Origin of the sequence: Chitinophaga sp. S165 (assembly GCF_003182155.1) — a bacterium.
GTDB lineage: Bacteria > Bacteroidota > Bacteroidia > Chitinophagales > Chitinophagaceae > Chitinophaga.
Map to the genome: position 1 here is coordinate 113,786 of NZ_QGTG01000005.1, position 11,265 is coordinate 125,050.

10 protein-coding genes are annotated in these 11,265 nt (G+C 42.6%); 4 read left to right on the forward strand and 6 right to left on the reverse strand.

Annotation, left to right across the window (positions count from 1 at the left end; all coding sequences use genetic code 11):
• Positions 1-22 precede the first annotated feature (22 nt).
• Complete coding sequence (locus tag C7475_RS19915) at positions 23-3,289, reverse strand: SusC/RagA family TonB-linked outer membrane protein (RefSeq protein ID WP_158286555.1); 3,267 nt, start codon at positions 3,287-3,289, stop codon at positions 23-25.
• A gap of 376 nt (positions 3,290-3,665) precedes the next feature.
• Between C7475_RS19915 and C7475_RS19920 the strand changes: the two genes are divergently transcribed.
• Entirely contained in the window at positions 3,666-4,211 is a 546-nt protein-coding gene (locus C7475_RS19920) for an RNA polymerase sigma factor (protein ID WP_110055156.1), read from the forward strand.
• 46 nt (positions 4,212-4,257) lie between these two features.
• The gene (locus C7475_RS19925) at positions 4,258-5,343 is read left to right on the forward strand and encodes a FecR family protein (RefSeq protein ID WP_110055157.1); all 1,086 of its coding nucleotides are present in this window, start codon (positions 4,258-4,260) and stop codon (positions 5,341-5,343) included.
• 306 nt (positions 5,344-5,649) lie between these two features.
• Here the strand turns inward: C7475_RS19925 and C7475_RS19930 are convergent, their stop codons facing one another.
• The 3 genes from C7475_RS19930 to C7475_RS19940 form a co-directional block, all read right to left on the reverse strand.
• Complete coding sequence (locus C7475_RS19930; RefSeq protein WP_158286556.1) at positions 5,650-6,090, reverse strand: FecR family protein; 441 nt, start codon at positions 6,088-6,090, stop codon at positions 5,650-5,652.
• Between the two features lie 193 nt (positions 6,091-6,283).
• Entirely contained in the window at positions 6,284-7,792 is a 1,509-nt protein-coding gene (locus C7475_RS19935) for a choice-of-anchor I family protein (protein WP_110055406.1), read from the reverse strand.
• A gap of 136 nt (positions 7,793-7,928) precedes the next feature.
• Positions 7,929-8,255 carry an MGMT family protein gene (locus tag C7475_RS19940; RefSeq protein ID WP_233259903.1) on the reverse strand — a complete coding sequence of 109 codons (327 nt, stop codon included), beginning with the start codon at positions 8,253-8,255 and terminating at the stop codon, positions 7,929-7,931.
• A gap of 124 nt (positions 8,256-8,379) precedes the next feature.
• Here C7475_RS19940 and C7475_RS19945 point away from each other — a divergent pair, with 124 nt between their 5' ends.
• Entirely contained in the window at positions 8,380-9,138 is a 759-nt protein-coding gene (locus C7475_RS19945; RefSeq protein ID WP_110055159.1) for a DUF72 domain-containing protein, read from the forward strand.
• A gap of 13 nt (positions 9,139-9,151) precedes the next feature.
• On the opposite strand, the gene C7475_RS19950 is transcribed toward C7475_RS19945, so the two are convergent.
• Positions 9,152-9,358 (reverse strand): hypothetical protein, encoded by a 207-nt coding sequence (locus C7475_RS19950; RefSeq protein ID WP_110055160.1) that lies wholly within the window; start codon positions 9,356-9,358, stop codon positions 9,152-9,154.
• 193 nt (positions 9,359-9,551) lie between these two features.
• Here C7475_RS19950 and C7475_RS19955 point away from each other — a divergent pair, with 193 nt between their 5' ends.
• Positions 9,552-10,277: an SDR family oxidoreductase gene (locus tag C7475_RS19955; protein WP_110055161.1), complete on the forward strand. Its 726-nt coding sequence runs from the start codon at positions 9,552-9,554 to the stop codon at positions 10,275-10,277.
• A gap of 173 nt (positions 10,278-10,450) precedes the next feature.
• Here C7475_RS19955 and C7475_RS19960 read toward each other — a convergent pair whose 3' ends face one another.
• Entirely contained in the window at positions 10,451-11,197 is a 747-nt protein-coding gene (locus C7475_RS19960) for a hypothetical protein (protein ID WP_110055162.1), read from the reverse strand.
• Positions 11,198-11,265: the final 68 nt, after the last annotated feature.

Genomic DNA, 11,265 nt, shown 5'->3' on the forward strand with positions numbered 1-11,265 from the left:
CAGTAATCATTTTTCACCTCATTTATAAAGTTAATGAAACACCTAGCGTAACAGTTGTGAGTGTGGCCAATGCACGGGCATTCGCCACTTCAGGATTTCCTCCATCATAATTAGTAATAGAAAACAGATTCTGAGCGTTGCAGAATAACCGGAGCGTACTTCCGGGAGACCACAGCTTATTGAATGTATAGGAGGCCGTAATATTTCTGCATATAAGGTACCAGGTATAGTCGTATACAGCACTTGATGTTGCGATATAGTTTCTATCAGTATAAGCGCTGCCTGCAGAATTAGTAGAAAACATTGGATTTTCACTAATGTCTCCAGGCTGCTGCCAGCGGTTCATGATATGGCTTAACTGGTTATATTTCATTCCTGGCAGCATATTGTTACGATAGATAACATTTCTGTAGTTTGGAAGTACCTGACGTCTGAATTCTCCAAGTATATTTAGCTCAAATCCCCTATACGTAAATCCTAGTTGGAGACCCCAGAAGTAGGTAGGATCCCTATTATAGATAGGTTTAAAATCAGCGGCAGTGAACCCTGGTTTCCCATCGATGTCTTTTATATTGAAGGTACCGGCAGTAGAATCGATACCCTGTGCTTCCAGTATATTTAAGACTTTTGTAGATTTCCCGACTACATAGATGCCATTATAAGATGATGTAGACAGGTTGTCAAATCGAAGTAGTTTGTTTCTGGGAATTGTTAGGTTAAGGCTGGCCGTCAGTCCGAAATTTCCCGTTTTAGGTAAGTTCCCTGTTATCAAGATTTCCAGGCCACTATTCTGTATTAGTGCATCAAAGTTCCGGGGTACGCTGCCAAATCCGGTCTGGTAGGGTAAACGATAGTTGATCAGCTGATTATTGCTCCTGTTACGGTAGTATGCTATAGACGTGAATATTTTATCCTCAAAGAATCCCAGATCAACGGCTGCCTCGAATTTTTTATTTGTTTCCCAGCGAATGTCAGGATTGTCCAGGGCATCAGGCCCCAATGCGCTGATATTGTTATAAGACCCAACTCTCAGCGAAGACCATGTTGCTACGAATTTATGATTGCCGAATTGGTCATTTCCGGTTATGCCAAAACTGCTGCGCAACTTTCCAAAGCTCAGCATTGGAATTAATTGCTTAATAAATTGTATGTCAGAGAAGATCCATGCTGCCCCGACAGACCAGAAATTTTCATACCGGAGGGATGACAGGAAGCGACTGCTGCCGTCGCGCCGACCAGTCAGATTTATAATATACCGGTCTTTAAAGTTATAGGTAACACGGGTAAAGATCCCGCCATATTTATAAAGGTTATAGTCCGGCGGCAAATTTGTAGTGGTATCTGCAGCATTAAGTGAACCAAGTAAAGCGTCGCTTGCATATCCGCTTGCCTGAGTGGTAACTGTGTTGGAAGAGGAGTATTGATATGTAGCACCAGTCAGAACAGTCAGCCTGCCTCCCAATAGATCGCGGTTATATTCGATCTGAGGTTCCACTATACAACTCTTCAGTTTTTTAATTGCGAATGTTGATGTACCTGCCTGCGCATCTGTAAATTCAGGGTCCTGGGAAAGTTTTGGGGTCTGCAGGTTTTCCCTGATGAACATTCTGTTGTACCCGATATTTGACCGTAGCCTGAGTCTGTTCCATAAATTATATGATAGGGTGAAGTTCCCCGTCATATTGTTCTTTGAAATGGTATACTTACAAAAAGTAGCAGCTATGGGATTCGGAAATCTCGCTCCATTCTCTTCCCAATTCAGGTCGCCATTTTTCTTATAAACTAATGGGGCATTCCGGGGCAGAAAAAGAAAATCAAAACTCGAATTAAATAGATAATTGGTATCTGTGGAATAGTTAACGGTGATGTTAGTTTGAAATTTTTTGTCCTTAGAATTAATACTCAAAGAGCCATTTAGTGTACCTATCTGATAACGGAACTTTCCAGGAAACACGGATGTTATGCTTTTATCCCCTGCACCAAATAGAAATTGTATGTTACTGTCAGCTACCGAACAGGTAAGTTTTGCCTCATTCATTGCTGCGGTACCGCCTATCATAAGGTCTTGCCAGTCTGTATCCCGCGTCTGGTCCCATAGTGTTAAATCGGCGGCATTATCATCCTCTCCGGGAGTCAGACCATCATTTTTAAAAGCCTCTTTCCTCATCTTCAGATAATCTGGCGTAGCCAGGAATGGTAGCCATGTTGATACATAGCTCCAGCCACCCCTATAATAGGCGATAGCAGAAGGGTGGTTGATACGTGCCCTTTTGGTAGTGATCAGAATAACGCCATTGGCCCCTCTGCTTCCATAGATGGCCGTGGCATCGGCATCCTTAAGAATTACAATACTCTCTATATCCGCTGGGTCCAGGCTTGAAAAGGCGCTAATACCACCATACTCATTTTGGGTCGCTATAGAATTTAACTCGTTAACCGGGCCGCCGTCTGCCGCAAATGGGATGCCGTCTATAATAACCAGTGGATAGGAATTTCCGAGCAGAGAGCTTTCTCCCCTGATCAATATTCTGGGCGAAGCGCCTGTTACGCCGCTGGATGGCGTGATAGCCATACCCGGAACACGTCCTTGTATAGCAAGCATCGGATCAATTACGGGGGCTCTTTCTATTTCCACTGCTTTAATTTCTGTTACATTGCCAGTAGCAAGTTTCCTGGACGTAGTGCCGTAAGCTATAGCAACTTTTTCGTTAAGGTTCATTTGACATAGTTGTAGCTCAACCCGGATCTTTCCTGATGAGTAGACCCTGACCTCTTTTGTTTCATAGCCTGTATAACTGACCAGTAATATAGGGTCAGGGACGTCTGCGCTTAATGTGAACTTGCCATGCACATCGGTCTTGCAACCGATTTTATCATTATGCTTTAGCCTGATCGTCGCCCCTGGTAACGACTCGTTGTTGTTATTGACCACTTGTCCTGTCACTATGATGCTTTCAATCACTGAAGCGGGCATAGCAGGCATTGTACCCCCGATTGGCGTATCAGCATGTAAAATATTTATCTTCTTCTCTTTTAACTCCCAGTTAACATTTTCACCTTTCAGCAAGATATACAGTGCAGTATCCAATGGAATACCAATCCTGTCAATCGTGAACAGCTTGCTCAGATCGACTAACTCTCTTGAAACATTAATACTTGCGTTTGTCTGCTTCTGTATTTGTTTGAACAGATCACCCCGAGTGACATTTTCCCCTGATAGATCGACTTTTTGCTTACTCAATGGCACGGTATTATGCTGTGCGAGTAAGCTGCTGGTCAAAAGTTGCATACATAATATGTAATAAAAAACGCTGGCATTTTTCATTTAGTTGGTATGGTTGGTTGAATTTATTATTCCTATTTATTGTTCCCATTAACAGAAGACGTAAAGTGGCGGGAAAAGTGGTGACACACTGGAAAATAAATTTTCAGAAGTGTATTGATGCGGGAAAATCAGCAAATTTTTTTTTCGCAGACTGGATTTGATTTACAACGGAATTTGATATACAAGAACAGCAAGATCAGAATGCTCAATTTTTTTTTATAATGAGAATGCCAGTAACTTTGGCCCGCATTTCTTTTCCCCCAAAAGCAATATTTGTTTTGCCTTCTTATGATACCTCCCCAAATAAGACTAGTAAGCTAAAGTCTCAATAAATTCTATTATGAAAAACTTACCAATGCCCCCTAAATCAGAAATTGATGTGGGACGGGATTTGGCCGGAGCACGAACATTCGAACAGATATACAAGCACTATCAGCGCTTTGTATATCTTGTAGCCTATGATATCTTGCCTCACCGCCAAACCGCTGAAGACATCATGCAGGAAGTATTTATCAAGCTCTTTTCAGGTAAGCCGCAGTTGTCGGAAATTAAGAACATAGAGGCATACCTCCGAACGATCACCAAAACAGAATGTGTTGATACGTTCAGAAAGTTCAACAGCCTTCGCCGCCAGGAAGTGGAGAATGGAAGGTCTGATAGTTTTGTTGTACCGCCTGTAGAGATCAGTGACATATTACGCGCCGTGGCGGGTATATTAAACAAAAGGCAGGAAGAGTACTTTAAAGTATTTAAAGATATCGCCCTGCTGGGCAAAAAACATAAGGAAGTAGCAGAGGAAAGAGGGATATCAATAAATACCGTCAGGACCCAATATAAGAGGGGCCAGAAAATGCTACACAAAATGCTGGGAAAAAATATTTTTTAATTCGTCACCACTTTAGGACCTAAAATCCGTCTATAATAGTATAACCATGAAAAATATCACCATGGAAGAAACAAGATCCCTCATCATAGCCGAGATTTCAGATGTTATTACATCTGCCCAAAAAGTGCATTTGGACCAGCTAAGAATGCAGGACGTAGCTGTCAAAGCCTTGTCCGATCAGTTGTATGAGAAACTGGCTCCTGAAAAAACAGGTATTAATGAACTTGTTTTTCCAACTGTGCAGGAGCTAATTGATCGTGCTAAGTTAAGACAGCGTCGCAAACGCACCCGCATGCTTGCTATAGTAACTGTATCGATGGCAGCATGTCTTTTAGCAGCGGTTTTTATCATCAGGAATATATATTATCATGAAGAAAAAAGATTCTGTTTTACTGTCTCTGGTAAAGTCATTCCATTAGAAGGCAGCTTGAGTATGACAATAGAAAATGGAATGATAAAGACAAATGATAATCACATCATCTACCGGTATGATGAAAATGGCAGTCCGACGATTGCAGCATTAAACGTTCCACCGGGAAAGAAGTTTGATCTCATTCTTCAGGATAAATCTGTCGTTGAGCTAAATCCCGAATCCAGGCTTCTATTTTCGCTGGGAAAGGAAGAAGGTTCGACGAGAAACTTTAAACTTGAAAAAGGAGAGGTTTACGTAATTGCGACGCCAAATGAGAAAAGGCCATTGGTCTTTGATGCGGTTGACCTCACAACTACAGTGCTGGGAACTGAATTTAACGTAAAAAGGTATGAGACGGAAGGTGCGACTATTTCACTGGTAGAGGGAAGGCTTTCAGTTACAAATGGCACGGAAAGTTGTCAACTTAAGTCAGGCGAGGAGATTATCAGTGCCGGGTTCCATGTCAGGAAGTTTGACGTTGATGAAGTCGCAGGGTGGAGACGAGGGCTCATTCGTTTTGATAGCGCTACTCCTGAAGATATTAAGCGCGCAGTAAAAAAGTTTTATGATAAAGACCTGGTAATAGATAAAAACATACCCGAAAGTCACACGATGTTTAATCTTGATTTAAACGAAAGCCTCCACACAAATATGGAATCGTATTCGGAAGTGGCCGGCTTATCATATGATAGCATTAATTGTACACTCAATTTGAAATAGCTTGGTAATAGGTTGCCATTTACAGGGAACCATTTATGATCAAATGTTGTCCAGTTGTATTGACAACATCAGATGGTTGGTTGTTAACTCCGATTCATTCAGCTAGGTTAGAGCCGGTAAATATTTGCCGGCTTCCTGCTATTTACCTTATTCCCTGATCCCGATCTTCTCCGTCCCAACCATATCCAAAACCCCTGTAACGGGCAAACTGGCGCACACAAGACTTGCACAAAATGCAAATATCGCTCCCGGCAAATAGCTGAGTCATAATCGAAGTTATCCGACTCTTCCCAGATGCTTCCCCCATCATATGTCATCAGGCAATGAACACTTTTCCCGTTCTGAAGTGGCGGCAGTGAACCGCACTTTTCCTTCTTCCACTACAACAGTCGTCGCTGGGTCGGCTGGGTAGGCTTTTACATTAAAAGCTGTACCGATCACGGTGATCTTTGTTTGAGGCATTTCTATGATGAAAGGATGTGCTTCGTCTTTAACTACTTTGAAATAGGCTTCTCCGGAGATGCGAACTATACGCGGGCCTGATGAGAATTTTTCAGGATAGCTGATCTGTGTGGCTGAGTTAAGATACACCAGTGTGCCATCAGGCAGTACTAATCGGGCTTTTTTACCCTTGGGGACCTCTAATTGACGATAAATAGGAGATAAGGTGGCTATTGCTTTTGACTGAGTTTTGATCCTGCCGCTATTTCCAAGCCAGACAGCAAACGAAATAATAAACAAGGGCACAACCGCGACGACACTGTAACGCAGTAGCTGTGATGATTGACTTTTACCGGTCTTCTTATTTATGTTAAATAGGCTGTTTATGCATTCAGGAAATTATCTAGTCGGATCGGGAAATTTATATCTGATCGGATATTAAAGGAAAAACCTCCGTAACCAGTACGGAGGTTCTTTCCTGCGATATACTCAGGGAATATTATAATGTCTTTGGAGTATAAACCTTCAGAACGCCGTCATCCTCACTGCTTACGATCAACAGGCTTTTTCCGGTAGGGCTATCTTTAGCTGCAACGAACAGCACACCTTCAGGTGCATCGCCCGATTTCAGTATCTGGAGAAAGCCTGGTGCTGTAGGTACAGTAACATCATACACTGCAATTGCATCAGCTCTTTCCATGCCTATGAAAGCGATATTCTTAGTACCTACCTGTCCCAGTGCAATGCCTTCTGCCTCAACGCCCTTGTCGTCACTGCGGCCATCGTCATAATAACCGGCAGTATTGGCTTTCTGCTCCAGTTCATTTTTACTGTCATATACCTGGGTACCAGTAGTACCATTCCAAACGCTGAATGAACGTGCGCCGAAAGAGTAGAGCGTTTCATAAAGTCCGTCGCCATTAGCGTCGCCCAGTGTTTTGGTGATGTTCAGACGACCCAGCATTGCATCATTTTTCAGTTCTGCAGCATTCGGGAAAGCAACAGGGTCCAGGGAAATGTTTTTGATACGATCTGCTTCCTTAAAGGCGTCATATTCACGTACATCACCTTCGTTCACGGTGAACAAGTAAGGGATACCACCATTTTGCAATACAGCAATCGCATCTGGTTGATAAATGCCCTTTACTGGCCATTTGGCGAAAGTCACGGCATCATCCTTATCAGAAACATCTATACCATTTTCTGTCTTGTTATAATCTTTAAAACCCAGTGGGAAGATGTCTGTGGCAGTTTTGGTAGTCAGGTCGATCTTTGCGATCGCATTATTTTCCTGCAGGGTTACCCAGGCAGTTTTTGAATCTGGCGATATAGTTACATACTCAGGTTCCATGTCCTGTGCGAAAGTAGCATTAGGACCGAATACGCGTAATCCTTTTTCCTGCAGGGCTGACTGCTGGGAAGCAAAGCTGCTGAAGTCAATATTTACAACACTGTAGTTATTGTTTACACTGATCACAGATACAGAACCTACCGGATCATTAGTGTAGGCAGCGTTTGGTTCACCTTCATTAGCAGTAAGAATATAGTTGCCATCAGGACTGAAGGTCACCATGTCAGGCAATGCGCCGGTAGCAATGGTTTTAATTTCCTTGTAGTCGCTGGTATTATATACAGTTACTTTACCTGGTTGTTGTTTGTCCAGTGCCTCTATAGCTGCAGCCAGTTTACCATTGCTTACAGATACGCTGTTAACAGCACCGCTGTTCGTGAGAATAGAATCGATCTTCTTCATTTTAGAAGGATCAGTCATATCTATAACATCGATCTTATTAACGCCTCCGTTATTTACAACAAACAGTTTTTTAGTGCCTGGATCATAAGCGCTGATCTCAGCTGCGCCGGCCTCGCCAATATCCAGTGTGCCGATTTCTGCAAAGGTTGCAGGATCTTCATTCACAACAGGTGGATTATTATTGGGTTGTTCATCTTTAGAACAGGCAGCCAGCATGGCCAGGATAGCAAAAGGTAAGAGGTGTCTGAATTTCATATGCGTCATATAGGTTTGAAGTCCGCAAGAGTACAGAACGCATATGAACAGATCGTTAATTAAATGTTTCCAAATTATTAACATCCATAACAGAGCGGGAACAAAACAAAGATTTGATACTACTGGATCTGGAAGCTTATAGTTCTTCCGTCGGGTCCCAGAACAAATTTCTGAAGTTTACTACTTTATCTCCTTTTACTTCTACGCCCTCTTTTTCCAGCATTTTCTTTCTTGCAGCAATGCCTGCCGGTTCACCTGTCAGTTGACCCTGGCTGTTTACAACACGCTGTACCGGCACAGGTGGTTTCTCACGGCCACATGCACCCATGGCATGTCCTACCATTCGGGAATAGTTCGCTTTACCCAAAGCTTTGGCGATTGCCCCATAGGAGGTTACACGGCCTTTGGGAATTGATCTGGCAACTTCATAGACCAGTTTATTGAAATCCGGGTCATTCATCATATGGAATAATTAGTCACTGAAGGTAGAAAAAATCTGAATTTGCCTGGCGTAATATTTGGAGTTTATTCCTTACTGGTCACGCTACAGGGTGCTTTCGTCCTGTGTATGCGGTCAGCACAAAACTATGGGAACAGACGTTATAAAATTCTATTCAGGCACAAGTGGATTGGTATTGCCAGTAGCTAACAAACAGGCTTTTCCTCCGGAGTTCAGGGACAAAAGCAGGCTTACCTACTATGCTTCTTTGTTTAATAGCCTGGAAGTGAACAGCTCATTTTATAAGGTGCCGATGGCTACTACAACAAAGAGATGGGCTTCAGAAGTGCCCGATGATTTTCGTTTCACTTTTAAATTGTTCAGAGAGATCACGCACAATAAAGCGCTTGCTTTTGACAATACACTTGTAGAAAAATTTATGCACGTGATCGATCAGGTGGGGAACAAGAAAGGAGCACTGCTCGTCCAGTTTCCGGCTAGCATCACTTATGATAACCTTTCGCAGTTAAAGAAGATACTGACAAGCATACGGAAATTCGACAAAGCCAATGACTGGGACTTATGTGTTGAGTTCAGGAATGTATCCTGGTATCGTGTAGAGACTTACAAGCTGTTAGAACGTTATCGGGCAGCCATGGTTATACATGATATGCCCGCATCCGCTCCTCCCTTAATTGATAGCTGGACTGATTTTGAATATGTCAGGTTTCACGGGCCTGCCGGCGACTATAAAGGAGGATATACGGATGAACTGCTAAAGGAGTATGCCGGAAAGATGGAATACTGGCTAAAGAAGGAGAAAACTGTTTACACCTACTTCAATAATACCATCGGCGGCGCTATTACTAATCTGATGACTATGAATACAATCATGCATCAGCAATGATGCATAAGATCTTTTATTTCTTTTCCTCTCCCTCTTTAGCATCTTCACTATTCTTCTCATCGTTTTCTTCAGCAGTTTCGCTGATCTTCCTCACAATGGTAGAGATAGGTCCTTTCATATGTTCCTGGGGCTCTGGTCCGAGTGTTTCAGGATCTGGCTGAATGGGGGAATCTTCTTTTTCCTCTTTGGGATCTTTCTTTTTTGGATCATCTTGTATCATATAATCTGGTTTTAATCAACATTATCTGTAACAAAATCATGCCAACACATGAATACGACAGGACGATCGGGCATATGGTCCGGGACATAAAGAGGGATGTTTGAATTTCGTAATGGATGGTTTGATGTTTGTAATCAGTATCAGACAGGTCTTTCCTAATTTTGCGTATTCACTAACGTAAACAGATCAAGCTATGAAGCTATCAGGAAATAAAATATTAGTTACCGGCGGCGCCAGCGGTATTGGTCTGGCAGTTGCAGAAAGATTTCTACAGGAAGGTAATACAATCATCGTTTGTGGAAGAAGGGAATCTGCCTTAAAAGAGGTTGCAGAGAAGCATCCTGCGATCATTACCAGGGTGTGCGACTTGTCGGTTGAAACAGAACGGGAGGAACTTTACAACTGGATCGCAGCCGATCATAGTGACCTGAATGTACTGGTGAATAACGCCGGCATTCAGAACTGGATGAACATTACTGACGAAGACTTTTACCAGCGTGCAAAGACTGAGATCATCACCAATATTGAAGCGCCAGTGCATCTGACGGCACTCTTTATTAAGCTGGAGTCGTTGAATACGATCATTAATGTAACGTCAGGTCTGTCTTTTGTGCCGTTCCCTAAAGTACCGGTTTATAGTGCTACGAAGGCCTACTTCCATTCCTTCACGCGTTCATCTCAATACCTGCTTAAAAGAAAGGGTATTGAAGTAATTGAAATGATACCGCCTGCACTGAATACCGATCTCGGTGGGAAGGGACTGCACGATACCGCTCCTCCTGTAAGTGATTTCGTGGAAGCGGTCTTCGAACAGTTAAAAGAAGGTAAGACAGAACTCACTTTCGGGTTTAGCGAGGCTATGTCTAAAGCGGGCCCTGAGGAAATAACCAATACGTTCAACAGAATGAATCCTAGCTGATCCAGACGGCAGCTAAACTTTAATTGAAGCAAATGACGGTTATACCGAAGGGGTAACCGTCATTTGCTTTGTCGTTTCTCGGGAAGTGATCAGTTTTCCGTTGAACTGCTTCAGCGTAAAATATTACAATACCAAACATGGTCCCGAAACATAGCAGGAGAATAATTTAAACTTTATTGGGCAATGGCGCTATTGGTGCTGAGAACAGTATTGGCTGTGACACGGCTCATAATTCTGTTGTATTTATACTTCATTTTGAGCATGTATCTATTAAAGGTATTACCACCAGCTCTGAATAATTTTTTATGCGCCATCCATACTATAAAAGCAGTGGAGAAGAAAAACAGGTAGTATGCTTTATGGCTGATCGTTTTCAGGAAAGCTGTCTTATTATTGAAGATAATTGAGAGGCGCTCTGTTTGAAACTCGATATGATGCGCTTCATCAATAAGTATGTCGGTGCAGATCTGCTTAAGCAATTGACAGCCTGTAGCATCCTTCATGGATTGGTAAAATATCTGAGCTGTACTTTCTACCACAGTAACGGCCAGCGTCCATATTTCCATATTGGTATTGAAGTACCGTACCTTTCTGAAAAGTGTATCTCCCAGGTCGGCTTTAATTCTTGGCTTGCCTAGTCTATCTAAATATGCTCCCAGGTTATTACCATGTTTTTGTTCTTCCCGTATGAACAGAAGAGTAGCTACTACATAAGCGGCATCATCGATCTGTGCTGCATATTTCGCAGCCGCCTTTAGTAAGTGCGTACCGTCTGATGTTTCACCCAGCTGCCAGGCCTGAAGTGAGCGGAGTATGGTACGTATTTCCTGGTCGGAAATAGAGGGTTTCAAAGACCAGTTTACACGTTCGCGCTTTGCGTTTTCGTTAAAGTGCTCGATCCACTGATTACTTGTCTTCATACTGTATGATTTAAGGTCATTAGATAGCTTGTTATTAATTGCTTTGTATTTAACATGAACGGGCAAAG

Bases quoted from the DNA above. Each gene is read 5' to 3' on its own strand.
- C7475_RS19915 (WP_158286555.1), bottom strand. From the start codon at position 3,289: ATGCAACTTTTGACCAGCAGCTTACTCGCACAGCATAATACCGTGCCA.
- C7475_RS19920 (WP_110055156.1), top strand. From the start codon at position 3,666: ATGAAAAACTTACCAATGCCCCCTAAATCAGAAATTGATGTGGGACGG.
- C7475_RS19925 (WP_110055157.1), top strand. From the start codon at position 4,258: ATGAAAAATATCACCATGGAAGAAACAAGATCCCTCATCATAGCCGAG.
- C7475_RS19935 (WP_110055406.1), bottom strand. From the start codon at position 7,792: ATGAAATTCAGACACCTCTTACCTTTTGCTATCCTGGCCATGCTGGCT.
- C7475_RS19940 (WP_233259903.1), bottom strand. From the start codon at position 8,255: ATGATGAATGACCCGGATTTCAATAAACTGGTCTATGAAGTTGCCAGA.
- C7475_RS19945 (WP_110055159.1), top strand. From the start codon at position 8,380: ATGGGAACAGACGTTATAAAATTCTATTCAGGCACAAGTGGATTGGTA.
- C7475_RS19950 (WP_110055160.1), bottom strand. From the start codon at position 9,358: ATGATACAAGATGATCCAAAAAAGAAAGATCCCAAAGAGGAAAAAGAA.
- C7475_RS19955 (WP_110055161.1), top strand. From the start codon at position 9,552: ATGAAGCTATCAGGAAATAAAATATTAGTTACCGGCGGCGCCAGCGGT.
- C7475_RS19960 (WP_110055162.1), bottom strand. From the start codon at position 11,197: ATGAAGACAAGTAATCAGTGGATCGAGCACTTTAACGAAAACGCAAAG.